Origin of the sequence: Vibrio cortegadensis (assembly GCF_024347395.1) — a bacterium.
Lineage (GTDB): Bacteria > Pseudomonadota > Gammaproteobacteria > Enterobacterales > Vibrionaceae > Vibrio > Vibrio cortegadensis.
Genome location: NZ_AP025472.1, coordinates 2,843,567 through 2,868,995, shown reverse-complemented (window position 1 = coordinate 2,868,995; position 25,429 = coordinate 2,843,567). Strand labels below are relative to the sequence as shown.

Below are 25,429 nucleotides of genomic sequence, written 5' to 3'. Positions count from 1 at the left end.
TATCCAGGTGATTACCTATTTATATTACTGTTAAACCTTAGCCGATTAACAGTCTTTACGATTCTTTACGCTCTCTATACGCCACTTTACATCGAAGGTTCTATTCTATACTCAACCGCTGTGAAGACAGCACGCCAACGAATCATTGATGAAGGTATCTATTATGAAAAATGCAAAGAAAATAATTTTAGCCGCTGTTGTTCTTCCACTTACTCTTGGTACCGCAAGTGCATTCGCATTCGGTGGTGGTAAAGGTCACCATAAAGGTCCTGACGGTAAATGTGGTGGATTCGATAAAGGCATGATGCGCCAATTGGATTTAACGGATGAGCAGCGCGATCAACTAAAAGAGATGCGTGAAGCTGGGCGTAAAGAAATGAAAGGTAAGTACGCAGAGAAACGTGCTGAAATGCAAGCGCATCATGCGAAGGTTCAAGCTCTTGTGCTGGCGGATAACTTTGATGAAGCGGCGGCTAACGATCTTGCGAAAGAGATGGTTGAGCAACAATCTGAGCGTCGTGTACAAATGATGAAGAAAAAGCATGAGATGTTCAGCGTATTAACGGCTGAGCAAAAAGCAAAAGTGCAGGAGCTTCAGCAAGAGAGAATGCAAGAGTGTTCAGCTAAAATGGAAAAGCGCATGAAAAATAATTAATACGGTATTTCGTATTAATAGCGTCATACATTCATGATAAAAAAGCGGCTTAGCGTCGCTTTTTTTGTGTCTGCTGTTTGGAGCTCGCTAATGGGGCCACTCTAACGCTCTGATTTTCTGTCAGTGATGCTGTTATTGCCATACAACGCTACTGCTATACAACTTAGTTTTTTCAGCGTTCGCTTTTTTGGATATATATTCAAGCATCGATTTGCAGGTTATACTTTGTTCACTTCACACTCATTATTGGCATTATGAAACAAGAATACGCACGTTTGGTTACTATGGCCGCTTGGGCTGCAACGACAATTGCTTCGCTATTATTGATTGTAAAAATGGTGGCGTGGTGGATGACAGGATCGGTAAGCTTATTGGCTTCAGTGATCGATTCGCTGCTTGATATTGCAGCCTCGGTCGTCAACTTAATTGTGGTTCGATACTCCCTTCAGCCAGCAGATAAAGAGCATACTTTTGGTCATGGTAAAGCCGAATCATTAGCGGCGCTGGCTCAAGCGATGTTTATTTCGGGTTCGGCTTGTTTCTTGATCCTCAACGGCGTAGAGCGTTTCTTTAGACCGCACGAACTGAATTCTCCAGAGTACGGTATTTATGTCAGTTTCTTTGCCATTATCATGACGTTTGGACTGGTTCGTTTTCAAAAACACGTGGTGCAGAAAACCGGTAGCCAAGCCATTGCTGCGGATTCTTTGCATTATCAAACTGACCTCTATATGAATGCGGCGATTATGATTGCGCTAGGATTAAGCTGGTTTGGTATTGGTCAGGCGGACTCAGTATTTGCTGTCGGTATTGGGCTTTATATTCTCTATAGTGCATTTCAAATGGCCAATGAAGCGGTGCAATCTCTACTGGATCGCCAATTACCAGAAGAGGAGATCGAACAGATAAAGCAGGCTTCTATTTCAATTGATGGGGTTTTAGGTGTACACCAAGTTCGCACACGTATGTCTGGCCCTGTTCGCTTTATTCAACTGCATTTAGAGCTTGGAGATGAGATCGTGCTTATTGAAGCGCATCGCATTTCTGATCTCGTTGAAGCAAAGCTAATACACCTTTTCCCAGAAGCTGATGTATTAATTCATCAAGACCCATATTCCGTGGTGTTTGGCAGTGAAAAAGAGCAGAAGACTCAAGATTGGTGATGATTTTTATATAAGAAAAGAAGACAAATTTGTAGCCATTGACTATCTTTTCTGCAATATAAAGAAAACAAAGTGATTCTGATATGAATCAACAAAGTAAATGAGTAAAACTGTAATACTCTTACATAAGTAGATAAATTACATGATTTAGTGCGATTTGAGTGGTATTCCTGTTTGGTAAATGTAACATAGCGCACAAAATAACAGATTTAGTGAGTGGCAAATTACATGCGGCTCACACTAAAATTAATAATAGATTCCCAATAATCGAGGGTGAGCATGATTAAGAAGATCGGTGTTTTAACAAGTGGCGGCGACGCACCAGGTATGAATGCTGCAGTTCGTGGCGTAGTTCGTACTGCACTATCCGTTGGCATTGAAGTTTACGGTATTTATGATGGCTATTTAGGTCTTGTTGAAGACCGCATTGAGAAACTTGACCGTTCAAGTGTTTCTGATGTAATTAACCGTGGTGGTACTTTCTTAGGTTCTGCTCGCTTCCCTGAATTCAAAAATGTAGAAGTACGTGAAAAAGGCATCGAAAACCTTAAAAAACACGGTATCGAAGCACTTGTGGTTATTGGTGGTGACGGCTCTTACATGGGAGCGAAGAAACTAACTGAAATGGGTTATCCTTGTATCGGTCTTCCTGGCACTATCGATAATGATATCGCAGGTACGGATTACACTATCGGCTACCTAACGGCGTTGAACACTGTTATCGATGCGATTGACCGTCTACGTGATACATCTTCATCTCACCAACGTATCTCTATTGTTGAAATCATGGGTCGCCACTGTGGTGATTTGACTCTGACTTCAGCGATCGCTGGTGGTTGTGAATACATCATCACACCAGAAAATGGTTTAGACAAAGAAGCGTTGATCAAAAGCATTCTTGCGGGAATCGAAAAAGGTAAGAAGCACGCTATTATTGCCCTTACTGAATTGATGATGGACGCTAACGAACTAGCAAAAGAGATTGAAACGGCAACAGGTCGTGAAACTCGTGCAACGGTTCTTGGTCACATTCAACGTGGTGGTCGTCCAACGGCATTTGACCGTGTTCTTGCTTCTCGCATGGGTAACTTTGCGGTACATCTTCTTATGGAAGGTGAAGGTGGTCGTTGTGTTGGTATCCAAAAAGAAGAGTTGGTTCACCACGATATCATCGACGCTATTGAGAACATGAAGCGTCCAGTGCGTAATGACCTGTTCAAAGTTGCTGAAGAGTTGTTCTAAGGTTTAGTTCAATTTAATGCAATATAAGCCGCTGCACAGTCAGCGGTTTTTTTGTATTTGTTGATTGGAGCTCCTGCTGCTTGGTCTTTTGTTCTCTCTTTTTCTATTTGTTTTGCTAAATATCTCAAAGCATTACCTTGTGATTTCTCGTCTTTCAGAACTTAACGTATACTCGTTGGCTACTCTTTTGTTGTATTTGGATATACCAAACGGATGATGCTTTCTCAATCAAATGGCTGCATGCCTTCTCTATCTTTGATGAACCGTATTTATGCAGCACTATTGCCACTACTTCTCGTACTTGCAACGACGTTGAGTTCGCTTGCATTTGCCGCCGACTCGAATCAATTAAGCGGTGTGAAAAGTGAAATATCTCGTCAGAAAAAAACACTCACCTCTCAGCAAAATCAATTAGATAAACTGCAAAAATCGCTAAAGAACCAAGAGCTGAGTATTGTTAATTTAGAGAAAGAGATTAAGCAGACTCGCAAGCACCTGGCAACGTCTGATGCGAACATCAAGAATTTGAAGAAGAAGATTCAAACTCTAGAAACTCAGAAGAAACAACAAACCGCTAAATTGGAGCAGTTAATTCAAGCTTATTATGTCACTGAAAGAGCAAAAGCATCGACGAGCATTCTGAATAATGGAGTGGAAGAGGATAGGATCAGCCAATACTTCCAACATCTTGCTCGTGCTCGTTCTGAAACCATCACCGCGCTAAATCACACCAGTGAGCAACTGATTAAAAGTCAACATCAGCTCAATTTAGAAAAAGATCAGATAGCGACACTGCTTAAGCAGCAAACGAAAAAACGCGATCAACTCACGAAAACGCAGTCCAAGCGTAAAAGTACTGTTGGAAGTATCAAAAGAAGTATTTCGGGAGATAAGAACTACTTAGCGGAGTTGCAGCGTAATGAGACGCGCTTGAAAGCTGAAATCGCCGCAGCAGCCAAACGAAACTCAATCCCGATGGACGGGCTGGCAAAGAAAAAAGGGCGCTTACCTTGGCCATTGAAAGGCAGAGTTCTACACAACTTTGGAACGAAGCAGACAGGGCAAATTAACTGGAAAGGGATGGTGATCAGTGCCAAATCGGGTCAGGCGGTTAAGTCGGTCTATTCTGGTACTGTCGTTTTTGCTGAGTATTTACGTGGGTACGGACTGGTGGTGCTGCTGGATCATGGCAAAGGTGATATGACGCTCTATGGTTACAATAAAGCGTTACTAAAAAAAGAGGGAGATAAAGTCGCAGCTGGAGAAACGATCGCCCTTGCAGGGGATACTGGTGGACAATCTCGATCTTCGCTTTACTTTGAAATTCGTCGTAATAGCCAAGCACAAAACCCTAAGCGTTGGTTGGTGAAATAGAACCCTTTACATCGTAACCGCTAATTGATCTTCGATATTAGCGGTTCATTTCACTATTTATTGCGCGGTATCTATTGATAACAAGCCGTGACCGCTTCAATAAAACGTGTGATATCTTTCGCGGGTAAAGCGTTTATGCCTGCCGCCGCTTCTCTTCCTCCCCCCGTTGGGAATTGACTACAAATCTCGCCAGCCTTCCGCTTATTATTTAACGGTGCTCGTAATGAGACTTTAAAACTGCCATCACTGTTTTCTGTTAGTACCGCATGAGCGGAGTTCGGGCTTTCATTGGCGAGTTGGTTTCCAAATACGCCACTGATGCGTCTAGAGGTTGCCGTGTTTGGCAGTGAAAATACAGATAAAATAGAAGACTGGTAGAAGGGGGCTAAACTACAAATCGTTTTTATATCGTCTTGATACGCTTGTTGTAAAACATAGAAAGGGGAGTGGTGATCGTCTATGACTGCAAATGGTGATGAATACTGGAGCAGAGCTTGATATAAATCGGCAGGATGAAAGTGTAGATCTTCTAACTGCTCACCATAACCGTTGTAGTTAATTAAAGTGCCAAGCTCTTTCAATTGTGATTTTTGTAATGCATCAAACCCAGCGGTATCGGCTAATGCGTCGGCAATAGAAAGTAAGTTATCCCCATACGCCGCCGTAATGGCCCATGCATGGTATTTTCCATTTAACAGCTTATCGACAATCAAACCTGTGCATGTGTTCGGAGCCAGATCGATGTGTGCATCTAGGTTGTCTGCTTGAGGAATCTCCCCAGATTGGTGGTGATCAGCATAAAAAACATCAGCGCCTGAATCGATTAATTGATGCAGTGCTTTGCTGTTTTTTACCATCGAAATATCTAAGACCGTCACGCTATCTTCGCCACTCGTCGTGGGTAACTGAGCGAGTAAATTAATGTCGCGCTTTACACCTGTGATCAAGGTTGCGGTTTGAGGGGTAGCGAGGCGTAACTGTAGCAGAGCAATAATACCGTCGGCATCACCATTGAAGATATCGTAGTTCATGAAGCTCCATTTCTGATTGAATTTATCAGCCTCTATCTTATGCAAGATAGGCGGTAAGAGGAAAATACGGATGTGTTATAAGGTAGAAGGAGTCAGAAGCGGTGAGAAAAGTGATTGTTACTCACAATCACTCATCATTTAAAGGATCAATTAAGCATTCATGACCTTTACGCCATCTTCTAATAGCTGTAATTGCTCAAACCCTTTCGCGGTTGCTTTAGGCTTCATCACGGTAATCATTTGTAGCATGCCTTGATGTACAACGGATTCTGTTATTTGAATTTTTGGCGACATCGCAGATTGATAACCAAGCCAACTTGAGGCAATTAAATGCAGCGTTGTCACCAATGGTTTTATCTCTTCTTCACTGACGGAAAGCAGTTCGATTTCAACAAATGCTCTTGTGATACTGACAAGGTTCGCTTGTAACTTGTCCTGCACTTCGATGTACTCTTCATGCAGTTTTTCATCACGAGAGAGAATTTCAGGCAGGTTTGCGTAGAAGAAGCGGTATTTCCACATTAAGGTGAAAATTGAATCGAGGTAGCTACGCAGCAACACTAGCGTCTCTTTTTGGCCTTCGATTGGGGTAAAACGCTCCAATAATTCAGCGGAGTAGAGAGCAAAAATTTCACGCACTATCTCTTGTTTGTTATTAAAGTGGTAGTAAAGGTTCCCAGGGCTGATCTCGATGTGCGCCGCAATGTGGTTGGTCGTGATATTACGTTCACCATTTTCATTAAAAAGATCTAGTGCTGCGAACACAATTTTATCGCGTGTCTTCATTTTCGTTAAATGCCCCTATCCATGTATATCGCAAGTATACCCACAGAACTCACTAAGAGCGAATCTCAGCCTGTGTTTTATCACTCATCGTACTTGCTGAGGATGTAAACACCGAACGACGCACTGGCGGAAAAATGGCGCAAAAAAAAGCGCCCGTAGAAATACGGACGCTCTGTTTTGCGATTAAAAAGCCTTAAAAGAGTAAGTCTCTTTAATTATTTTAGTTTGAACGATTATTTAGTTAGAACTTCACCAGACATTTCAGCGGGGATTTCTAAACCAGATAGTGCAAGCATCGTTGGAGCTAGGTCAGAAAGCTTACCGCCTTCTTTAAATTCTAGATCTTTGTTACCCACGTAGATTAGCGGAACTGGCAAGTTAGTGTGCGCAGTGTGAACGCCGCCTGTTTCTGGGTTAACCATCATTTCAGCATTACCGTGGTCAGCCGTGATTAGCATTTGGCCATCCACTTCATTAATTGCAGCAACCACTTTACCGATGCACTCATCCAGAGCTTCCATCGCTTGAACTGCTGCATCGTATACGCCAGTGTGGCCAACCATGTCACAGTTAGGGAAGTTACAAACGATAGCGTCGTATTTGCCGCCCTTAATTGCTGCAACCAATTTTTCTGTTAGCTCAGGAGCACTCATCTCAGGTTGTAGGTCGTAAGTCGCGACTTTTGGAGAAGCCACAAGTTGACGCTCTTCGCCTTCAAATTCGTCTTCTTTACCGCCGTTGAAGAAGAAAGTTACGTGTGCGTATTTTTCAGTTTCAGAAATACGTAGCTGAGTTTTGCCTTCTTTAGACAACCACTCACCGTAAGTGTTTTCTAGTGATGCTGGTGGGAATGCGCAAAGTAGAGGGATGTTTGCAGCGTATTGAGTCAGCATAACAAAGTCGATTGCTGGGAATACGTTACGAGCGAAACCATCGAAATCAGGAACGAATGCACGAGTGATTTCACGCGCACGGTCAGCACGGTAGTTCATGAAGATAACCGCATCGCCTTCAACGATTGCTGCTGATGCTTCGCCTTCTGCTTTGATTTCAGTTGCTTGTACGAACTCATCGTTCTCTTCACGAGCGTATGCGGCTTCAAGGCCTGCAACCGCTGAATTAAAAGTGAATTCTGCTTTTGCTTCAGTAAGTAGCTCGTAAGATTTTTGTACGCGATCCCAGTTGTTATCACGATCCATTGCGTAGTAACGGCCAATTAGAGAAGCCACACGGCCTTTACCTAATTTAGCGAATAGATCTTGGAAGCGTTGTAGTGAGTTTTCTGCGCTACGCGGTGGAGTATCACGTCCGTCTAGGAAGCAGTGTAGGTAGATTTTCTCTGCGCCACGCTCTGCTGCTGCTTCTACTGCTGCATAGATGTGATCTTCATGAGAGTGAACGCCACCAGGAGACATAAGACCCATGATGTGAACCGCTTTGTCTGCTTTAACGGCTTTGTCGATAGCGTTAACTAGCGTTTCGTTTTGTTGGAACTCGCCATCTGAGATAGATTTAGTGATGCGAGTAAGATCTTGATAAACAACGCGACCAGCGCCGATGTTAGTGTGACCAACTTCAGAGTTACCCATTTGACCATCAGGTAGACCTACATCTAAGCCAGAAGCTGAGATGAGAGTGTTAGGCTGGCTTGCCATTAGACCGTCAAGTACTGGTGTTTTTGCATTTGCGATTGCGTTGTCTTGGTTGTCTTCACGGTAACCGTAACCGTCAAGGATCACTAGAGCCATTGGCTTCTTAGCTGACATAGGACTGACCTCGTTCAATTCAAAGTAATTTTAAGAAATAAATTAGCGTAATATTCAATACAAGATAAAACTCTACGTTATCAGTGAGTTATTCTTCGCTGTGTTACATCTGGTATTGCCAATTGTGTGACACTAACTGTATTAGTTAAATGTGACTCAAGTCTAATTCTTTTATTGGCTAGAATCTAGCCCCTAAACTTGACTTGAATTAAGTAAGTTTACATCAGTTTTTATTACGAATGCTGGTGGGAGTGTGATGACCCTCTCAATAGACTTAGACCCTATGATAATTTGTTGTCAAAATACAAAAACAGCCCTAATGACATAATCATTGGGGCTGTTCTGGTTTTATCACTAGGCTATGCTCTAGTGATAACATCACATTTGTTGGTCACTATATGTGTGAATTTGCTCAATCAGGTTTAGACCATCCTTTTCAATCACCATTGTTTAATATTGGATTAGTCGAAATTAGAATTCTACTTTCCAAAGATAGTTGGATACAGTTTCGCCGTGTTCGTTATCAAGCGTTACAATATCGTTTCCGTTCATAACTTTTTTAACCAGCTTGTTCGAAGCAGTATTGTTAACATTTACGATTGCTTCGAACGCTATGCCACGCCCCTTAAATGCGCCAGAAAAGCGGTGTGTCATTTCCTTGATAGATCTGTAAACCACTTGATAACCCTGACTCTGGTTTCTCATATAATCTGCAACAAACCAGGAAACGGAAAACACCATGTAACCATCATTATCAACGCCTTTCATAATGAATTGAGCTACGGCAATGGGTAAGCTTTCTTCCGTTGTGGAAGGGGTGAAGTAAGTGAATCGATTCTCACCTTCTGGTTGGTCGAAGTGCACGAACACATTAGAAAAAAGCTGTGTTTGTTCCCATTCGATAAGCCCGTTTTCAGTGGCGTGAACGAAACTGTCGAACATTTGTTTCGCCATGTCTGCGCCAATATCATTGTTTTTTTGTTTCTTTTTGAAAATGTTAAACATCACTTCACCTATAACCTTAGAAAATTGTCGAACCTGTTCGTATATCAACTTAACTGCCTACAATATTAAGCTCTTAATCTGTTGAATCTCTTCTGAACTCAGTTTTTTTGCCTCTTTAAGTGGCAGTAAAGCAAGCAGCATTTCCTCTGGCTCAACAGGTAGTGATTTTTCTATAAGTAATCCTATAGCTTGTTTTTTTCGCTCAGAGAATTCAGACTCAGAAATTAACTCCCCTTGAAATAGACGCCAACTCTTATCAATCATAGAGATGAACTCGGTAGGAGAAATTTCTTTTTGCCTTCTGGCTTCTTCTTGAGCCTGACGCAAAGCTTCTTGTTTCAAAGCTTCTTCTTTCTCTACCTCTTCTATTCTAATTTTATTTAATAGTGACTCATTAATTGTATTTGCTTCGCTGTACGCATCAACCATTCCCCATATCCATAGGATAAATAAAATAATCAATGGAATGACAAGAGCTCCTGACGCCCAACAGACGACGTAAACCACAACCATAATGATCCCCTTTGAGGTAGAACCATTGTATATTTGCCCTAAGCCACTAATTAAAAAGCTTAACAGCAGGGCTACCAAAGGTGACTTTTCTTGACTATTCATAATTAATTCACTTTCTCAATTCGATAAACACTTGAAAGGCTGAGACCTAGTTCTTTCGCTACTTGCGATTTGCTCATACCACCAGCTAACAGTTCGAGAACTTTAGTTTGCTTAGCTCTAGCCGTAGGCTTTCTTCCTTTGTACTTGCCTTTCGATTTTGCCAGTGCAATACCTTCTGCTTGGCGTTCAAGTAGTAGCTGTCGCTCAAACGTAGCGATAGCACCGATAAGTGTGACCATTAAGCGGCCTGTTGGTGAGGCTGTATCAATTCCTAAATTCAATACTTGAAGCGATACCTTCTTGCTATCGAGTAGCTCAACAACTTCAAGTAAATGCTTTGTATTCCGTGCAAGCCTGCACAACTTAGTAACTTTTACCGTATCACCTTCCCGAATATATTCAAGCATTCGAGCTAACTCCTGACGCTCTGAATGCGCACCAGAAGCTTTCTCCTGAAAGATAAGCTCACAATCAGCTAGTGCACTAAGCTGAGTCTCTAAGCTCTGTCCCGTGGTGCTCACTCGAGCGTACCCAACGATTGCCATATCTGTTTCTCCTTATAGGAATAAGAAATCGGCAACCAATAAGGCTGCCGAATATATCACTTAACGGATGATGCTTTCTATTTTATTGAGTGATTAAATCGTTTAGTTAAGTAGTCGTTGACCTCGCTCAAAAGTAGTTCGACGACAGCTGATGCGACTAAGGTGATAAGTGTATTTCTCATATTAGAGTTCTCCGTGATGTTTGCGTTATCTGACTTATAACGAAAGTACGGCTCGATATTGAATTTGAGGAGCAGAAGTGGTGCATAGCGGTTCGTAGTTGTTCAATCTCATTAAAATACGAGTGGGAATACAGCAAACATGGAGGAAATCATGCTAACGAACCGCATTACTCGCACTAAACGTGCACGAATCATTGAGCTTCGCGATTTGAATTGGACTCATCAAGCTATCGCTAGCTCTTTGGGGTGTCACCGCAATACCGTGGGGCGAGTTTTACGAACAGAAGGACTGAAGTGAGGCAATTATGTATTTATCACTGAAGCAAACAATATATGAACAGCTGTTACGAGAGGCCAATCAGGCCGATATGCCACTAGCAAGTTATATTAATCAATTATTAGAACAGAAAATTACCCAGCAAGGAGTAGAACATGGATGTTATGGAGGAGCTGGCAGCAGAAGCCAGCAAAAATGAATGGGTTTCACGCTTGAAAGCCGAGGGATGGTTTTGGTTTGAGGATGATAAACCTCAACCTCGTTTATGGAATCACAGGACGGACACATCAAGTAGTGTTTCTAATATGAAAACCAGAGCGATTAAGGCCGATTTGAAGCCTTCCGATGCTATATACGCGCTTCAGAGGCGATTACCATTAGTGTCAGGCACTCGATTTATGCCGAACAAATCGCAGTTTATTTCCGAAAATGGTTGTAATTTCGTCAATACATTCAAGGCATGGAAGGAGGATGATTACAAGCCTCAAGGTGACGCTAAAACTCTAGCTCAAATACTAGAACAACCATTCCTTCCAGAAGATCCACTGGTACAAAAGATGTGTGTGGAGCCGTTTATCGAACTTATAAACAGGTTAACGATAGGATCCGGTGATACCGAGTGGTTGATGTGTTGGATGGCGCATATGATACAGAAGCCGGAGGAGCGCCCTAGCGTGCACCCATTATTTAGAACAGAGCATGGCGTAGGTAAGAACGTTCTCGTTGAGCGTGTACTAAATAAGTTGCTTTGTAAACAGACCGTGACCACCAATTTGAAAGAGATTCGAGGGACGCATAGTGAGAGTGTTGCGAATAATCTGCTAGTTTTCGTGGATGAAAGCAAGGCTAAGGGTATGAACGTTTACCTTGAGATGAAAAGTTTGCTGACTACTAGCGAGGTCTTGGTGAACCCAAAGCATGTTAGACCTTACAAGCAGGAGATATTTAGCCGCTTTATGTTCGCTGATAATACTCAAGGTCGAGCCTTTAATATTGAGCAGGAAGACCGCCGTATCTATGTCATGGCATACGTTATCCATGAGATTGATAAGGAAGACACGCAAGAATTTATCGGTGAGTTTTTGGATTGGTTCAGCGTGAGTTGGGAACTGGTACATGGGTACTTACTTAATTACGACATATCGAAGTGGTCGCCTCACTCTTGTCCTATGACAGAAGCCAAAAAGGAATATTTGGCAATGTGTGAAGACCCTGTGGAACAGATAATTAAGGAATATAGAAATGCTGGCTGGGAGTCAATCGACGAAGGGCGTTGGAACTCTCTTATTATCGGTGCAAATCTTGGTGAAAACTTCATTTGGAGCAAGTTGAGCCAGAATACGAGCTTTAAATATCAGCTTGAGGATGCTGGGTATCAGAAGAAAAGAGTTGGTAGGAGCAAGGCAACTGGATACTTCCTTGATGGCTTGAAAGGCGAGGCGGCATACGCTGTCTTGATAGATGAGCGAGAACGCTTTACTAGGGCTGGTGATTCTATCGATGAGCAAGCAAGTCAGTTCTCGGTATAGTCCTATATATAGAAATAAGTTAATGAAGATGTGTACCCTCGTACTTTTAGTCTGACTTTTGATATTCGATAGAGTATCCGCTAAATATTTTGGTACGAGGGTTCGGGCATTGGCACGTATTTAGTACGTACTAGGTACGTACCTCAAGATAGATCACTTGTGGCTGTTAGAAGCAACAAGCGGTTTTCTTTTATTTGGATAGCTCGGTTTTTAGCGCCTTCATCATAGGAGCATTTATAACCTTATCCACTGACGGCTTTATGCGTTTTATTACATCAGGATTGACGCTGTAAAGTCCATAGCTCAATGTTGGAGAACGATGCCCCATCATAAAGTTTGCATCTGCTTCTGGGCAGCCTACTTCTTGAAGTGCGGTCGCAAACATTTTGCGGAAACTGTGTGTTCCGTATTCTCCACCAGCCCATCCCCATTTCTCTTTGTTACGCATCAATGTAGTTTGTACACTTCTAGGACTTGCATGAGGGATTAGCTTTCCATCTACGGGGGTTATCTCATCAAGTATTGCTTGTACTTCTTTAGATATCGGAATCTGACGAATTGCGTTAGCCGTCTTTCCTTGTTTGATGTGAATCATTCCGTCTTTTATATCTTCAGGAGTTAAAGATAGCATTTCGGAAATGCGCAATCCGGTAAGGGGTAATAAACGAGGCAGAGCGAACTGCCAATCTCGTCTAGACTCTGTTTCTTTCAAAATGATACCGTGTATGTCCGTGGGAAGTGGCAATTTTCCCTTCGGTGCTCCGTTTTTCATCAACGATGATACATTTAGATTCTCGAATGGATTTTTTCCACTTAGCTTATCTTCATCACAAGCGTAGGTGACGATGAGCTTCAAATACCGAATCCTTGCCTTAACCGTATTTTGCATAAGGGTTGTATTTTTGATGAGATCTTTAATGTCATTACGATTCAATTGCTCAACAGGTGTGGAATGCATTCTTTTTGGTAGGAAATTGAGAGCTTGCTTATATTGGTTGACTGATGTCTCTTTCAGTTTTGGATGGTCATTCATATATAACGAATATACCTGACTTAAATTAAGCCCATACTGTTTCTTTCGAAGTTCAACGCTGTCTTGTACTCGTTTAATTTGAATTAGTTCGTTACTAGCAACCTTATAAGCATCGACATAGACGCTATCATTCGATTTTTTAGTGTCGTCTGGGTTGAGAATATCGAATTCATCTGGGGCTGAATCTCTATCGATTCTTAGCTCAGTCAGTAGTTTTTCGAATCGAGATGAGCCTGAATTTCTAGAATTCACCTCATCTTCTAGTTTATGTAATTCAGCTAGTTTTGCAGTCCGTAGACGCTGCGCTTCTTTTAGAGATCCTGTTTTAAGGGATTGGCGGAAGAATGCTCCGCTGACTTTCAGTTCGGATTTAAGAGATTCAGGAATGCGGTAGTTAAAGTAATAGGTGTCGTGACGACGGATTAAGTACTTAGTATCGGGCATGTGTATTTCACTTTGTTGTACAGTTTGTGTGACACATAGTTGCTCTTCAGGCCTTATACCGTGTGGGCTTTGGGGCTTTTGATGGCAAAAATAAAATTAGCGTAATTTTACTACAGTTTGTAGTGGAAACTGTAGGCTAAGATCAAATAATGTTCGCAGTTTATCGTTACTCGCTTTCATATATTATCATTTTTTCTTTTGAACTCAGAGATTAGTACCACAATTCAACTGGATGGATGCAAGATAGATATCAAGAAGGTTTAAAGGCGATGTTGTTCTTTTCGATGAGTTCTGCCGATACGAATAATCATTTACAACAGATCTCAATTATTGCTTAGAAATATTTTCCTCTCTCGCTTCGCGCTTATAACCTCGCTATACTCCCTGTCTAACTTTTTAGCCCGATATTGTAGAGTGCAGATATGCAAGAATACGTAGCATTTTTTCAAGAGAATATGATCCTAGCAATTGCGTGGATTGGTTTGGTTGTTGCAGTGATCATGAATATTGTGAAATCAACGACAGCAGCATACAAAGAGATCAACTCAGCGGAAACCACACAACTGATGAACCGTGAAAATGGTGTGGTTGTGGATATCCGTACTAAAGATGAGTTCAAGAAAGGGCATATTACGGACGCAGTTCACATTTTACCGTCTGATATCAAAGCGGGTAACTTTGGTAGCCTTGAAAACCATAAAGCTGACCCAATCATTGTTGTATGTAAGACAGGCCAAACGGCTGTCGAAAGTGCAAACCTTATGGCAAAAGCAGGTTTTGAAAATGTTAACTTGCTGCAAAATGGTTTAGCAGGTTGGAGCGAAGCAAACATGCCACTAATACGTGGTAAAAAATAGTTCGCTCTATTAATTGGTTTTATTTATGCAATGACTGGGCAAAATCTCGGCACTTATCCCTAAGAGTTGTGATGCTTTCCACGTAATGGAGGCTTAATCTAGTCATTGTAATGGAGCTCGGGTAGTCTCTTTTTATTCGCTTAAAGGCAGACACACCAACAGATTCTCTATTTTGAGTAAGTATTTTAAGGATTAAGAAAATGGCTGAAGCAGCACCTCAAGAAGCACAACAACAATTTGCAATCCAACGTATCTTCCTAAAAGACGTTTCATTTGAAGCGCCTAACTCACCAAACATGTTCCAAAAAGAGTGGAACCCAGATGTTAAGCTAGATCTTGACACTCAAAGCCGTGAGCTAGGTGAAGGCGTTTACGAAGTCATTCTACGTTTAACGGTAACGGTTAAGAATGAAGAAGAAACAGCATTCTTATGTGAAGTTCAACAAGGTGGTATCTTCACTGCTGGTGAAATGGAAGCTGGACAACTTGCACATTGCCTAGGCGCTTTCTGCCCGAACATCCTATTCCCATATGCTCGTGAAACAATCTCTAGCCTAGTGGTTAAAGGTACGTTCCCACAATTGAACCTTGCTCCAGTTAACTTCGATGCATTGTTCATGAACTACCTACAAAACCAAGCTCAACAAGCTGAAGCTCAACCTGAAGCATAATTGAGACCAGACATCAGAGAAGGTTAGAGCCGCGATGTAATGTTGCAATAATCTTCTCTTGAAAGCTTTTTAAATGCACAGAGCAACAATGATTTATTGAGATCATTAGAGCGATGTGCATTTTTTATTTATACTAGCCAATAAATAACGCTGAACGTAGCGACCAATAATCAGGTGAAACAATGACAGATTCTCAAGACTCTAACTCTCAAAAACCGAATTCTCAAAAACTGAATGCTCAAAATTCGCTAGACCAGCAAAACGCAAAAGCATCTGGTCATGACGTTTATGGTAAAGAGATTGCGATGACCGTGATTGGTGCTGGCTCTTATGGGACATCTCTGGCGATCTCTTTAGCGCGTAATGGGGCTAATGTTGTCATTTGGGGACATGAAGAGAGCCACATGGCGAAATTAGAAGCCGATCGTGCCAACCATGAGTTTTTACCAGGAATCGATTTCCCCGAAACACTGATTGTTGAATCGGATTTAGAAAAAGCGGTGCAAGCCAGCCGAGATTTATTGATTGTAGTACCAAGCCACGTATTCGGTATTGTACTTAATAGCCTGAAGCCTCATTTGCGCAGTGATACTCGTATCTGTTGGGCAACCAAAGGTCTTGAACCTGAAACGGGTCGCTTGCTTAAAGAAGTGGCGCATGATGCGGTCGGAGATGGCTACTCATTAGCGGTACTATCTGGCCCAACGTTTGCGAAAGAGCTTGCGATGGGAATGCCAACGGCGATTTCAGTGGCCTCTCTAGACGAACAATTTGTCGCTGACCTTCAAGAGAAAATCCACTGTAGTAAAACCTTCCGTGTATACGCGAACAGCGACTTTACGGGAATGCAGTTAGGCGGAGCCGTGAAAAACGTAATCGCTATTGGTGCTGGCATGTCCGATGGTATTGGTTTTGGTGCTAATGCTCGTACAGCGCTGATCACGCGTGGTCTGGCTGAAATGTGCCGTTTAGGCGCTGCATTAGGAGCGCAACCTGAAACCTTTATGGGTATGGCTGGATTAGGCGACTTGGTGCTCACTTGTACCGATAACCAATCGCGTAACCGCCGCTTTGGGCTAGCGCTAGGTTCGGGTAAAGATGTCGATACCGCACAACAAGAAATTGGTCAGGTGGTGGAAGGCTATCGCAATACCAAAGAGGTGTGGATGTTGGCAAATCGCATGGGTGTTGAGATGCCAATTGTTGACCAAATTTATCAAGTATTGTATCAAGGTAAAGATGCACATCTTGCTGCTCAAGATCTGTTAGCGCGAGATAAGAAATCAGAAGCATAAAAACAGAAAAGAATAGCTAAAGGGAGCGAAAAGCTCCCTATGGTGAAATGAGTGAGCTAGAGCTTAAAACACGGACGACTGGAACCGATTCATGAAACATTGCGAAAAACAGAAAGTATGGAAATCAATCGTACGCGAAGCGCGTGAACAGTCGGAACAAGAGCCGATGTTAGCAAGCTTCTACCATGCGACGATTATTAATCACGATAGTCTTGCCTCTGCATTGAGCTATATTTTGGCGAATAAGCTAAAAACCGCGTCTATGCCTGCAATGGCGGTTCGTGAAGTGGTTGAACAAGCCTTTGAGCAAGACCCGAAGATCATGGAATCCGCAGCTTGTGATATTTGTGCGACTGTTACGCGAGATCCTGCTGTTGCAATGTATTCAATGCCACTGTTGTACTTGAAGGGTTATCACGCGCTACAAGGCTATCGCGTTGCGAATTGGTTGTGGAAACAGGGGCGAATTGCTCTTGCGACCTACTTACAAAACCAAATATCAGTCGCATGCCAAGTTGATATTCACCCTGCTGCGCGTATTGGCCGCGGGATCATGCTCGATCATGCTACAGGTATTGTGATAGGCGAAACTGCAGTGGTTGAAAATGATGTGTCTATCCTGCAAGACGTGACGCTAGGTGGTACGGGTAAAGAGTGCGGTGATCGTCATCCTAAAATTCGCGAAGGCGTCATGATTGGTGCTGGGGCTAAAATTCTAGGTAACATCGAAGTGGGAGAAGGGGCGAAAATTGGCTCATGCTCGGTTGTACTTCAAGCGGTTCCTGCACATACAACGGTTGCGGGTGTTCCGGCTAAGATTGTGGGTAAACCTAAGAGCAGTAAGCCTTCGCTCGATATGGACCAGCAGTTTAACGGTAAATCACAAAGCTTTACGGGTGGGGATGGTATCTAGACATTCTGTTCAGAGTTTCATCCTTGTTTGATGTTAGTGGTGGCGTCTTCTATTAAAGAGTTCGCTGCTAACATCGATATTGCGACAACTTATGACTCTATCTCGGCACTCTATATTGAAACCCTACATTGACATTAAGCGTGATGAGTCTCGATACCATGCTCCTCTCTTCTTAGCTTCAATGCATAGAGATAACCGCAAACGCCACCAAGTACATTCCCCAGAGCGATACCTATAAATAAGCCTTCAATACCGTAGAGTAAACTCCCGACCCATGCAGTTGGTAGAGTGAATACAAACAGACGCATGAAGCTCCAACGAAATGCTTTCATCGGTTGATGCATCGCATTTAACCCGCTCACTAACATCATCAAAATCCCCTGAAAACCGTAGCTAAAAGGCACGACTAAAAGGTAGTGCCACAGTAAATCTCTCACGCTTTGCTCTTGAGAAAACAGAGCGGAAAGTGGAATGCTAAGCGGCACCATCATGACAAAAATGATCAGTTGGAAAACAATTGAAAAACGCATACTCAGGAAAAGAGCATTGAAACTACGTTGTGGTTTCTTGGCCCCTAGATTTTGAGCCATAAAAGGGGTGAGGGCGGAAGTGAGCGCCATTAATACGATAATTAAGATAGATTCAATTCGTTGTGCTGCGCCATAAGCCGCGACAGCAGCCGTACCATGACTCGCAAGCAGCATCATCAAGATAGCACCACAAAGAGGATTCATTGCACTCGATAGAGCCGCAGGCGTGCCGACTTTTAGGATTAACTTCCAATCATTGAACATAGTTGATAAGCGAGGGGGAGCCAGTAGTTTTTCACGCAGAATCAGAACATAGAATGATCCCCCTAACGCTCCAAACCAACTGAAAGCACTTGCAATCGCTGCACCTTGAATCCCAAGTTCAGGGAATGGGCCATAACCAAAAATAAGCAATGGGTCGAGAATTCCGTTGATAAGTCCAGCGAGCATCATGATTTTGGCGGGGGTTTTGGTATCTCCAGTGGCACGAATGGCGCTATTGCCCGCCATAGGGATCACTAGCAATGGGATGGTGAGATACCAAACCTGCATATATTGCTCAATCAGAGGGATCAGCTCTTGCTCTGCACCAAGCATTAAGAACAGAGGTTCAATGGTGAAAAAACCGAGCGTTGACGTTAGCGCGACAAGTAACACCGCAAGTAATAAACCGTGGCTAGTAAATCGAGCCGCAGAGTGTGCATCGCCCTGTCCAAGTAGACGACCAATGCTTGTCGATAACCCAATCCCGATACCCATGGTGATGCAGTTCACACCAAACGTGACGGGAAAAGTAAAACTGATCGCCGCGAGCGCTTGAGTACCGAGTAACGAGATAAAGAAAGTATCCACTAAGTTAAACATCAAGATCGCCACCAAGCCGAAAATCATCGGGATGGTCATTTGGCGCAGCACATTGGTGATAGGGGCGGTCAGTAAGCCGTGCTTATCTTGCATGAATAACCTTTACTCTATGGAAATCCGCTCTGTAGCCAGTTAGCTCGTAGCTATTAGTTTTAAGACAATTAGCTTTATGGCTATTAGTTTTATGACAATTAGCTTTATGGCAACTAGCGTTATGAAAAAATGAGCGTTATGAAAACGTGTCTCTGGGAAGTGAGTAGGATACAGGATACAAAGTGGAGATTATAGAATGCACCGCGCTTATTTAAACACTCATCAAGCTCTTATCTATTCCCCCTCGAAGTCGGCAGGAAGAGTTGAAAATCTCTCTTGCGTGGATTCCTTATTCAATACGATTAAAACTTTGATCTATTTCGTTATATTAATCACACTTTTTAATTGCTGACCCCTTGGGTTATCAGGGATCGCACCCCACTTAATATTCACTAGTCGACAAATCGACATTCATCAAATTAACCTCAATCAGGAGAGACGACCAATGAACATTCGTCCTTTACACGATCGCGTAATCGTTGAACGCCAAGAAGTTGAATCAAAATCTGCTGGTGGCATCGTGCTAACTGGTGCTGCTGTTGAGAAATCAACTCGCGGTATTATTCTAGCGGTAGGCAAAGGCCGCATTTTAGAAAATGGCTCAGTTCAACCACTGGATGTTAAAGTTGGTGATAGCGTTATTTTTGCAGAAGGCTACAGCACTAAATCTGAAAAAATCGACGGCAAAGAAGTGTTGATCATGTCTGAAAACGACATCATGGCTATTGTTGAATAACCAGCACTCGTTGAGTAATTCGTTTTTCGAATTCTACTAATTAGATAAAAACAGATTTAAAAAGGAAAATAAAGATGGCTGCTAAAGACGTTAAATTTGGTAACGACGCACGAATCAAAATGCTAGAAGGTGTAAACGTTCTGGCTGACGCGGTAAAAGTAACATTAGGTCCTAAAGGCCGTAACGTTGTACTAGACAAATCATTTGGTGCTCCAACCATCACTAAAGATGGTGTTTCTGTTGCTCGTGAAATTGAACTTGAAGATAAGTTCCAAAACATGGGCGCACAAATGGTTAAAGAAGTTGCTTCGCAAGCGAATGACGCGGCGGGTGACGGTACAACAACTGCAACAGTACTTGCACAATCAATCATTGCTGAAGGTCTTAAAGCCGTTGCCGCTGGCATGAACCCAATGGATCTTAAACGTGGTATCGACAAAGCGGTTGTGGCTGCTGTTGAAGCACTTAAAGAGCTATCTGTGCCATGTGAAGATACTAAAGCTATCGCACAAGTAGGTACTATCTCTGCTAACTCTGATTCTACTGTGGGCAACCTGATTGCTGAAGCAATGGAAAAAGTAGGCCGTGATGGCGTTATCACTGTTGAAGAAGGTCAAGCTCTACAAGATGAGCTAGACGTTGTTGAAGGTATGCAGTTCGACCGTGGTTACCTATCTCCTTACTTCATCAATAACCAAGAAGCAGGCAGTGTTGATCTAGAAAGCCCGTTCGTTCTTCTTATTGATAAGAAAGTATCGAACATCCGTGAACTACTTCCAACACTAGAAGCAGTAGCAAAAGCGTCTCGTCCACTGCTTATTCTTGCTGAAGATGTAGAAGGCGAAGCGCTTGCAACTCTTGTTGTTAACAACATGCGTGGCATCGTGAAAGTGGCTGCTGTTAAAGCGCCTGGTTTCGGTGACCGTCGTAAAGCTATGCTTCAAGATATCGCTATTCTTACTGGTGGTACGGTTATTTCTGAAGAGATCGGTCTAGATCTTGAAAAAGTAACGCTAGAAGATCTTGGTCAAGCAAAACGTATCTCTATCACTAAAGAGACATCAACGATCATCGATGGCGCTGGTGAAGAAGTGATGATCCAAGGTCGCGTTGCTCAAATTCGTCAACAAGTTGAAGATGCAACTTCAGACTACGACAAAGAGAAACTTCAAGAGCGCGTAGCGAAACTAGCTGGCGGTGTTGCAGTAATCAAAGTTGGCGCAGCAACTGAAGTTGAAATGAAAGAGAAAAAAGACCGCGTAGAAGACGCACTTCACGCAACTCGCGCAGCGGTTGAAGAAGGTGTGGTTGCTGGTGGTGGTGTTGCACTGATCCGCGCTGCATCTAAAGTTGCTGACCTTGTTGGTGATAACGAAGAGCAAAATGTGGGTATCCGCGTAGCACTTCGTGCGATGGAATCTCCTATCCGTCAAATTACGAAGAATGCAGGCGAAGAAGATTCTGTTGTTGCTAACAACGTTCGCGCTGGCGAAGGTAACTACGGTTACAACGCGGCAACGGGCGAATACGGTGATATGATCGCAATGGGTATTCTTGACCCAACTAAAGTAACGCGCTCTGCACTTCAGTTCGCAGCATCAGTTGCGGGTCTTATGATCACAACAGAAGCGATGGTAACAGATAAGCCTCAAGATTCTGCTGCTGCAATGCCTGATATGGGTGGCATGGGCGGTATGGGTGGAATGGGCGGCATGATGTAAGCCGAAAGACTTCCTGTCTTGATTCGAAAGCCGAAGGTTTATGCCTTCGGCTTTTTTATTGCTTGCGGTTTTGTTGTGCGCGTTTAAAAAGTCTGCACTTACAATGATAAGGGCTATAGTTATATAAGTGGTAAGTTGCACATCTAGTGTTGTTTTTGAGTACTTACCTCAACGATCAATCATGACTTGGTATTAACATTAGTGATTGATAATACATATAAAATAAAGCCTTAAATAAATAGGGCTAACTATAGCCAGTGGAGATTTTTATCATGAATAAACTACTTTCAGTTCTTGCTGTATCGGCAGCAGTCGCTTCTCCTATTGCTCTTGCTGATAGTGCGCCTGTCATGTTCTCATCAATCAATGACTTTAATGCACCATCAAACACCAGTGTAAAAGGTGTTCGTGTTGCAGCGCTTCATGGTCAAGTTGATGAAGTAAAAGGCCTTGATATCGCAATAATTGGTATGTCGGAAACTCAGAAAACTACGGGTGTTAACTTAGGTTTCTTTGGTGCGGCTAAAGTTAACCAAGAGATGACGGGTGCGTCGTTGGGTTTCTTTAACTGGATGGGCGGTGATATGACGGGAGCGAACATTGGTGCTGTGAACATTACTAATAATGTGAAAGGCGCTAACGTGAGTTTTGTGAACTATTCAGAAGGTAACACTTTGGTTGATTTTGGTGCGGCAAACTTCTCTGATGCATCAACTGTCCAACTTGGCTTCTTCAATAAAACGGCGAAAATAGAAGGCGTTCAAGTTGGCTTGATCAACTGTGCTGACAATGGCTTCTTTAAGTGCTTCCCAATCATTAACTTTGCGAAGTAATTGAAATATTAGGGCGTTTGAAGTCAAATTTCAGATGCCTCTTGATACGAAATGTTTCTTGATACGAATAGATAAGCCCAGACGCGCGTTGTGTGTCTGGGCTTTTTTGATTACGGCTTGTTGGGTTTATTTTTTATTGGGCGGTACTGGTCTTTGGCGAAACTTTTGGTGTACGCCTCGGCGTAAGCTTTTAAAGGAGTTCTCGGCTTTATCAACACCTAAAAGAACGGAAAGCGCTAATAGAGTGATCACGACAGATTGCTGTAAGTAACCTAGACCTATCATCATGCCAAGCGCGGCCAGCATCCAAATGATAGCGGCAGATGTCACGCCATGTATTTTCCCATCGAGTGTCATCATTACTCCCGCGCCTAAAAAACCGACGCCAGTAATAATTTGGCCTAGTACTCTCGCTTGATCAAGTGTGTTCGGTGATAAAGATATCGCCATCGACATGAAGAAGTAGGTGCCAGCTATAATGAGTATCGATGTTCTTATTCCTACGGGTTTACCACGAGTTTGTCTTTCAACCCCAATGAGTACTCCGTTTATCGCACAACACATTAAAGCTGACCAACTAAACGGGCCAAGATCTAAAACTGAAACGATGGGTTGCATGGTCAGCTCCTAAATTGCGGAGTATGCATGGAAAAGTATAGCTAATCGAATCAGAAAATTAGTAGTGACGATAAAAATATCGACTTACTCTAAATGCAGATCGAGTGGTGTTTTGCTTTTTCTTCCTCCTATCTCCCGTGTGAGCTTTGGCACTAGGTAGCCAGACACTTGCTCCATCACTTCTGCCATTATTTTTTTCGCCTCATTATCTGAGATATAAAAATGAGCAGCGCCTTGAACTTTGTCTAAAACATGCAGGTAGTATGGCAATATACCTGCATCAAATAGGGTATTGCTTAAATTGACTTGTGCTGATGCTGAGTCGTTGACACCTTTTAGCATGACTCCTTGGTTGAGAAGAGTGACATTGGCTGCTTTGAGTTTCGCGAGCCTTCCTTTTAGCTCAGCGTTGATCTCGTTGGCGTGGTTGATATGCGTAACTAGGATCGTCTGTAGCGATGTCTGTTTGAGTATGGAGCATAGCTCATCAGTAATTCTAGCGGGAATCACCACTGGTAATCGACTATGAATACGCAGACGTTTGACGTGAGGAATCTTTTCTATTTCGGCCACTAACCATTCAAGTTCGTGATCTTTCGCCATGAGAGGATCGCCACCTGACAATATGATTTCATTGATCTCAGGTTGCTGAGCAATATAGCTAAGGCTCTGCTGCCAAACTTGTTTGCTGCCTTTGTTATCTTGATAGGGAAAATGGCGACGGAAGCAGTAGCGACAATTAACGGCGCAGCCACCTTTCACTATCATTAATGCTCGATTCTTATATTTATGCAGCAACCCTGGTGTTTCGTTGCCTTGCTCTTCCAGTGGATCTGTGGAGTAGCCAGGGTGAACTTCAAACTCTTCGCTTAGAGGAAGCACTTGGCGTAGCAATGGATCGTGAGGGTTGCCTGTTTCCATACGATCAATGAAGCTTTGTGGCACACGTTGAGCAAATAAATGTTTCGCTTCGAAGCCTTTTTTCCAATGCAGAGGGTCAATTTCTAGCTGTTCTAGGAGTTTTGCGGGGTCTGAGATCGCATTCGATAGCTGTTTGAGCCAGTTTTGCTCAACAGATTCGGCTTTTCGGGTTATTATATGCGGCATTGAAATTAACTCAAAGATGTGGAAGATATAATCATGGCGACAGTAAGCACCAATGAATTCAAAGGCGGTTTAAAGTTCATGTTAGATAACGAGCCTTGCTCAATTATCGACAATGAATACGTTAAGCCAGGTAAAGGCCAAGCGTTTAACCGTGTAAAACTTCGTAAACTGCTGTCAGGCAAAGTGTTAGAGAAAACATTCAAATCAGGTGAAAGCTTCGAGCTTGCTGATGTTGTTGATATCGAATTAGCTTACCTATACAACGATGGCGAATTCTACCACTTTATGGACAATGACACATTTGAACAAATCGCCGCTGATGTAAAAGCTGTGGGTGATATGACTAAATGGTTGGTTGAAAACGATGTTTGTACTCTAACATTGTGGAATGATAACCCTATCACGGTTACTCCACCAAACTTTGTTGAAATCGAAGTAACAGAAACTGATCCTGGCCTAAAGGGCGACACTCAAGGTACTGGTGGTAAACCAGCGACGCTTGCAACAGGTGCTGTTGTTCGTGTTCCTCTATTCATTGCGATTGGCGAAGTCGTTAAAGTTGATACTCGTAGCGGTGAATACGTTGGTCGTGTGAAGTAATCTTCTTTAAGTAAGGTTACTAAGCATAAAGGTCACTTCGGTGGCCTTTTTTGTTACCTGAAACATTTTTGTTATCTGTATTTTTTATCTGAAACCTATAGTTATCCGGAACATGGATAAAAAAAGAGCCCAGTAACGAATGACTGAGCTCTTTGATTTTCTATCTATGAATTAGATCATGAAGATGAAAATAACCGCTAATGCTGAGATTAAGCCAGCAAAGAAGTAACAAGCAATTTTGCCTGCAACACCTGCATGAATCTTAAGATCGTGCATACCGTGATGTACGCGGTGCATTGCATGCCACATTGGCAACGCTAGAGTACCGATAATGAATAGAGCGCCGATGATGCTCGTTGCAAATTCAGATACACGTTCGTAGCTCATCGCTTCAGCATCAATAATACCCAGAGGAGCAAGGATACCAAGAACCAAAATAGTCACTGGTGTGATCATTGCAAACCATGAACCGCCAGCGCCAAACAAGCCCCACCATACTGGTTCATCTGAACGTTTTGGGTTTTTATTTACCTGATAATTGTTAGACACACTCAGCTCCTTAAACCACAATGAGAACAATCAGTGAAATGAACGCAACAGCGGCCCACTGAGTTAGAACGATAATCTTCTTATCGACAAGTTTGCCTTTTATGCGAATAGGCATTACTTGAGGCATCATGCTGAAGAAGGTTTGCGCGTGTAATAGGCTACCTAATAGAGCGACGATGTTAATCGCCACAACAATTGGGTTTGCCATAAAACCTAACCACGTATCCCATGCTTCAGGGCCTTTTACTAAGCTACCTAAACCAAAGGTCAGGAACAGAGTAAATAGGATCAAAGGTAATACAGTGGCTTCACGCATCATGTAAAAGCGGTAGAAAGAGCTAGATTTCCACCACGTGCGCTTCATTTCACGAACATAAGGCTTACGATTAGTCATC

At 42.8% G+C, this 25,429-nt stretch carries 26 protein-coding genes; 14 read left to right on the top strand and 12 right to left on the bottom strand.

The window, feature by feature from the left end; translation table 11 throughout:
- Positions 1 to 163: 163 nt before the first annotated feature.
- From OCV39_RS13365 to OCV39_RS13350, 4 genes are all read left to right on the top strand, one after another.
- A complete protein-coding gene (locus OCV39_RS13365; RefSeq protein ID WP_017053366.1) occupies positions 164 to 655 on the top strand; it encodes a CpxP family protein in 492 nt (163 codons plus the stop codon).
- Between the two features lie 254 nt (positions 656 to 909).
- Positions 910 to 1,818 carry a CDF family cation-efflux transporter FieF gene (fieF, locus tag OCV39_RS13360; protein WP_261888610.1) on the top strand — a complete coding sequence of 303 codons (909 nt, stop codon included), beginning with the start codon at positions 910 to 912 and terminating at the stop codon, positions 1,816 to 1,818.
- A gap of 279 nt (positions 1,819 to 2,097) precedes the next feature.
- Positions 2,098 to 3,060 (top strand): 6-phosphofructokinase, encoded by a 963-nt coding sequence (gene pfkA, locus OCV39_RS13355; protein WP_113795427.1) that lies wholly within the window; start codon positions 2,098 to 2,100, stop codon positions 3,058 to 3,060.
- 240 nt (positions 3,061 to 3,300) lie between these two features.
- A complete protein-coding gene (locus OCV39_RS13350) occupies positions 3,301 to 4,434 on the top strand; it encodes a murein hydrolase activator EnvC family protein (protein ID WP_390903252.1) in 1,134 nt (377 codons plus the stop codon).
- A gap of 71 nt (positions 4,435 to 4,505) precedes the next feature.
- Here OCV39_RS13350 and OCV39_RS13345 read toward each other — a convergent pair whose 3' ends face one another.
- The 6 genes from OCV39_RS13345 to OCV39_RS13320 form a co-directional block, all read right to left on the bottom strand.
- Entirely contained in the window at positions 4,506 to 5,465 is a 960-nt protein-coding gene (locus tag OCV39_RS13345) for a DHHA1 domain-containing protein (protein WP_261888609.1), read from the bottom strand.
- A 150-nt stretch (positions 5,466 to 5,615) separates the two neighbouring features.
- Positions 5,616 to 6,251, bottom strand: a complete 636-nt coding sequence (locus tag OCV39_RS13340; RefSeq protein WP_113795430.1) for a TetR/AcrR family transcriptional regulator — start codon at positions 6,249 to 6,251, stop codon at positions 5,616 to 5,618.
- A gap of 233 nt (positions 6,252 to 6,484) precedes the next feature.
- Positions 6,485 to 8,017 carry a 2,3-bisphosphoglycerate-independent phosphoglycerate mutase gene (gpmM, locus tag OCV39_RS13335; protein WP_261888608.1) on the bottom strand — a complete coding sequence of 511 codons (1,533 nt, stop codon included), beginning with the start codon at positions 8,015 to 8,017 and terminating at the stop codon, positions 6,485 to 6,487.
- A gap of 471 nt (positions 8,018 to 8,488) precedes the next feature.
- Positions 8,489 to 9,022 (bottom strand): hypothetical protein, encoded by a 534-nt coding sequence (locus tag OCV39_RS13330; RefSeq protein ID WP_261888607.1) that lies wholly within the window; start codon positions 9,020 to 9,022, stop codon positions 8,489 to 8,491.
- 57 nt (positions 9,023 to 9,079) lie between these two features.
- Positions 9,080 to 9,637 (bottom strand): DUF5683 domain-containing protein, encoded by a 558-nt coding sequence (locus tag OCV39_RS13325; protein ID WP_261888606.1) that lies wholly within the window; start codon positions 9,635 to 9,637, stop codon positions 9,080 to 9,082.
- A gap of 2 nt (positions 9,638 to 9,639) precedes the next feature.
- Positions 9,640 to 10,182: a recombinase family protein gene (locus OCV39_RS13320; protein ID WP_261888605.1), complete on the bottom strand. Its 543-nt coding sequence runs from the start codon at positions 10,180 to 10,182 to the stop codon at positions 9,640 to 9,642.
- 321 nt (positions 10,183 to 10,503) lie between these two features.
- Here OCV39_RS13320 and OCV39_RS21190 point away from each other — a divergent pair, with 321 nt between their 5' ends.
- Together OCV39_RS21190 and OCV39_RS13315 are read left to right on the top strand one after the other, a co-directional pair.
- The gene (locus tag OCV39_RS21190) at positions 10,504 to 10,662 is read left to right on the top strand and encodes a helix-turn-helix domain-containing protein (protein ID WP_390903225.1); all 159 of its coding nucleotides are present in this window, start codon (positions 10,504 to 10,506) and stop codon (positions 10,660 to 10,662) included.
- 134 nt (positions 10,663 to 10,796) lie between these two features.
- Positions 10,797 to 12,170, top strand: a complete 1,374-nt coding sequence (locus OCV39_RS13315) for a primase-helicase family protein (protein WP_261888604.1) — start codon at positions 10,797 to 10,799, stop codon at positions 12,168 to 12,170.
- Between the two features lie 190 nt (positions 12,171 to 12,360).
- Here OCV39_RS13315 and OCV39_RS13310 read toward each other — a convergent pair whose 3' ends face one another.
- On the bottom strand, positions 12,361 to 13,647 hold the full coding sequence (locus tag OCV39_RS13310; RefSeq protein WP_261888603.1) for a tyrosine-type recombinase/integrase: 1,287 nt from the start codon (positions 13,645 to 13,647) through the stop codon (positions 12,361 to 12,363).
- A gap of 422 nt (positions 13,648 to 14,069) precedes the next feature.
- Between OCV39_RS13310 and OCV39_RS13305 the strand changes: the two genes are divergently transcribed.
- The 4 genes from OCV39_RS13305 (at position 14,070) to cysE (ending at position 17,383) form a co-directional block, all read left to right on the top strand.
- Entirely contained in the window at positions 14,070 to 14,504 is a 435-nt protein-coding gene (locus tag OCV39_RS13305) for a rhodanese-like domain-containing protein (protein WP_136995684.1), read from the top strand.
- Positions 14,505 to 14,704: 200 nt separating this feature from the next.
- On the top strand, positions 14,705 to 15,175 hold the full coding sequence (secB, locus tag OCV39_RS13300) for a protein-export chaperone SecB (protein WP_017053374.1): 471 nt from the start codon (positions 14,705 to 14,707) through the stop codon (positions 15,173 to 15,175).
- A 305-nt stretch (positions 15,176 to 15,480) separates the two neighbouring features.
- Positions 15,481 to 16,470 (top strand): NAD(P)H-dependent glycerol-3-phosphate dehydrogenase, encoded by a 990-nt coding sequence (gpsA, locus tag OCV39_RS13295; protein ID WP_261889522.1) that lies wholly within the window; start codon positions 15,481 to 15,483, stop codon positions 16,468 to 16,470.
- A gap of 91 nt (positions 16,471 to 16,561) precedes the next feature.
- The gene (cysE, locus tag OCV39_RS13290) at positions 16,562 to 17,383 is read left to right on the top strand and encodes a serine O-acetyltransferase (protein WP_017053376.1); all 822 of its coding nucleotides are present in this window, start codon (positions 16,562 to 16,564) and stop codon (positions 17,381 to 17,383) included.
- 134 nt (positions 17,384 to 17,517) lie between these two features.
- Here cysE and OCV39_RS13285 read toward each other — a convergent pair whose 3' ends face one another.
- Positions 17,518 to 18,870: an MATE family efflux transporter gene (locus OCV39_RS13285; protein ID WP_136995685.1), complete on the bottom strand. Its 1,353-nt coding sequence runs from the start codon at positions 18,868 to 18,870 to the stop codon at positions 17,518 to 17,520.
- A 445-nt stretch (positions 18,871 to 19,315) separates the two neighbouring features.
- Between OCV39_RS13285 and OCV39_RS13280 the strand changes: the two genes are divergently transcribed.
- The 3 genes from OCV39_RS13280 to OCV39_RS13270 all read left to right on the top strand — a co-directional run bounded on the left by OCV39_RS13280 (position 19,316) and on the right by OCV39_RS13270 (position 22,160).
- Entirely contained in the window at positions 19,316 to 19,606 is a 291-nt protein-coding gene (locus OCV39_RS13280; protein ID WP_017053378.1) for a co-chaperone GroES, read from the top strand.
- A gap of 74 nt (positions 19,607 to 19,680) precedes the next feature.
- Positions 19,681 to 21,327: a chaperonin GroEL gene (gene groL / locus OCV39_RS13275; RefSeq protein WP_017053379.1), complete on the top strand. Its 1,647-nt coding sequence runs from the start codon at positions 19,681 to 19,683 to the stop codon at positions 21,325 to 21,327.
- A 272-nt stretch (positions 21,328 to 21,599) separates the two neighbouring features.
- Positions 21,600 to 22,160: a VC2662 family protein gene (locus OCV39_RS13270; RefSeq protein ID WP_017053380.1), complete on the top strand. Its 561-nt coding sequence runs from the start codon at positions 21,600 to 21,602 to the stop codon at positions 22,158 to 22,160.
- A gap of 126 nt (positions 22,161 to 22,286) precedes the next feature.
- On the opposite strand, the gene OCV39_RS13265 is transcribed toward OCV39_RS13270, so the two are convergent.
- Entirely contained in the window at positions 22,287 to 22,778 is a 492-nt protein-coding gene (locus OCV39_RS13265; RefSeq protein WP_113798996.1) for an MgtC/SapB family protein, read from the bottom strand.
- 84 nt (positions 22,779 to 22,862) lie between these two features.
- The gene (gene epmB, locus OCV39_RS13260; protein ID WP_113798995.1) at positions 22,863 to 23,885 is read right to left on the bottom strand and encodes an EF-P beta-lysylation protein EpmB; all 1,023 of its coding nucleotides are present in this window, start codon (positions 23,883 to 23,885) and stop codon (positions 22,863 to 22,865) included.
- Positions 23,886 to 23,918: 33 nt separating this feature from the next.
- Here epmB and efp point away from each other — a divergent pair, with 33 nt between their 5' ends.
- Positions 23,919 to 24,485, top strand: a complete 567-nt coding sequence (gene efp, locus OCV39_RS13255) for an elongation factor P (protein ID WP_017053383.1) — start codon at positions 23,919 to 23,921, stop codon at positions 24,483 to 24,485.
- Between the two features lie 171 nt (positions 24,486 to 24,656).
- Here efp and frdD read toward each other — a convergent pair whose 3' ends face one another.
- Both frdD and frdC read right to left on the bottom strand, forming a co-directional pair.
- Positions 24,657 to 25,034 carry a fumarate reductase subunit FrdD gene (gene frdD / locus OCV39_RS13250; RefSeq protein WP_017053384.1) on the bottom strand — a complete coding sequence of 126 codons (378 nt, stop codon included), beginning with the start codon at positions 25,032 to 25,034 and terminating at the stop codon, positions 24,657 to 24,659.
- 10 nt (positions 25,035 to 25,044) lie between these two features.
- Positions 25,045 to 25,428 (bottom strand): fumarate reductase subunit FrdC, encoded by a 384-nt coding sequence (gene frdC / locus OCV39_RS13245; RefSeq protein WP_017053385.1) that lies wholly within the window; start codon positions 25,426 to 25,428, stop codon positions 25,045 to 25,047.
- Position 25,429: the final 1 nt, after the last annotated feature.

Excerpts from the sequence above, each read along its gene's own strand:
- OCV39_RS13270 (WP_017053380.1), top strand. The coding sequence starts at position 21,600 with ATGAATAAACTACTTTCAGTTCTTGCTGTATCGGCAGCAGTCGCTTCT.
- secB (WP_017053374.1), top strand. The coding sequence starts at position 14,705 with ATGGCTGAAGCAGCACCTCAAGAAGCACAACAACAATTTGCAATCCAA.
- gpsA (WP_261889522.1), top strand. The coding sequence starts at position 15,481 with ATGACCGTGATTGGTGCTGGCTCTTATGGGACATCTCTGGCGATCTCT.
- gpmM (WP_261888608.1), bottom strand. The coding sequence starts at position 8,017 with ATGTCAGCTAAGAAGCCAATGGCTCTAGTGATCCTTGACGGTTACGGT.
- OCV39_RS13315 (WP_261888604.1), top strand. The coding sequence starts at position 10,797 with ATGGATGTTATGGAGGAGCTGGCAGCAGAAGCCAGCAAAAATGAATGG.
- efp (WP_017053383.1), top strand. The coding sequence starts at position 23,919 with ATGGCGACAGTAAGCACCAATGAATTCAAAGGCGGTTTAAAGTTCATG.
- cysE (WP_017053376.1), top strand. The coding sequence starts at position 16,562 with ATGAAACATTGCGAAAAACAGAAAGTATGGAAATCAATCGTACGCGAA.
- OCV39_RS13310 (WP_261888603.1), bottom strand. The coding sequence starts at position 13,647 with ATGCCCGATACTAAGTACTTAATCCGTCGTCACGACACCTATTACTTT.
- OCV39_RS13325 (WP_261888606.1), bottom strand. The coding sequence starts at position 9,637 with ATGAATAGTCAAGAAAAGTCACCTTTGGTAGCCCTGCTGTTAAGCTTT.
- OCV39_RS13330 (WP_261888607.1), bottom strand. The coding sequence starts at position 9,022 with ATGTTTAACATTTTCAAAAAGAAACAAAAAAACAATGATATTGGCGCA.
- groL (WP_017053379.1), top strand. The coding sequence starts at position 19,681 with ATGGCTGCTAAAGACGTTAAATTTGGTAACGACGCACGAATCAAAATG.
- OCV39_RS13350 (WP_390903252.1), top strand. The coding sequence starts at position 3,301 with ATGCCTTCTCTATCTTTGATGAACCGTATTTATGCAGCACTATTGCCA.
- pfkA (WP_113795427.1), top strand. The coding sequence starts at position 2,098 with ATGATTAAGAAGATCGGTGTTTTAACAAGTGGCGGCGACGCACCAGGT.
- OCV39_RS13265 (WP_113798996.1), bottom strand. The coding sequence starts at position 22,778 with ATGCAACCCATCGTTTCAGTTTTAGATCTTGGCCCGTTTAGTTGGTCA.
- OCV39_RS21190 (WP_390903225.1), top strand. The coding sequence starts at position 10,504 with ATGGAGGAAATCATGCTAACGAACCGCATTACTCGCACTAAACGTGCA.
- OCV39_RS13280 (WP_017053378.1), top strand. The coding sequence starts at position 19,316 with ATGAACATTCGTCCTTTACACGATCGCGTAATCGTTGAACGCCAAGAA.
- OCV39_RS13320 (WP_261888605.1), bottom strand. The coding sequence starts at position 10,182 with ATGGCAATCGTTGGGTACGCTCGAGTGAGCACCACGGGACAGAGCTTA.
- OCV39_RS13365 (WP_017053366.1), top strand. The coding sequence starts at position 164 with ATGAAAAATGCAAAGAAAATAATTTTAGCCGCTGTTGTTCTTCCACTT.
- fieF (WP_261888610.1), top strand. The coding sequence starts at position 910 with ATGAAACAAGAATACGCACGTTTGGTTACTATGGCCGCTTGGGCTGCA.
- OCV39_RS13340 (WP_113795430.1), bottom strand. The coding sequence starts at position 6,251 with ATGAAGACACGCGATAAAATTGTGTTCGCAGCACTAGATCTTTTTAAT.
- OCV39_RS13345 (WP_261888609.1), bottom strand. The coding sequence starts at position 5,465 with ATGAACTACGATATCTTCAATGGTGATGCCGACGGTATTATTGCTCTG.
- frdC (WP_017053385.1), bottom strand. The coding sequence starts at position 25,428 with ATGACTAATCGTAAGCCTTATGTTCGTGAAATGAAGCGCACGTGGTGG.
- epmB (WP_113798995.1), bottom strand. The coding sequence starts at position 23,885 with ATGCCGCATATAATAACCCGAAAAGCCGAATCTGTTGAGCAAAACTGG.
- OCV39_RS13305 (WP_136995684.1), top strand. The coding sequence starts at position 14,070 with ATGCAAGAATACGTAGCATTTTTTCAAGAGAATATGATCCTAGCAATT.
- OCV39_RS13285 (WP_136995685.1), bottom strand. The coding sequence starts at position 18,870 with ATGCAAGATAAGCACGGCTTACTGACCGCCCCTATCACCAATGTGCTG.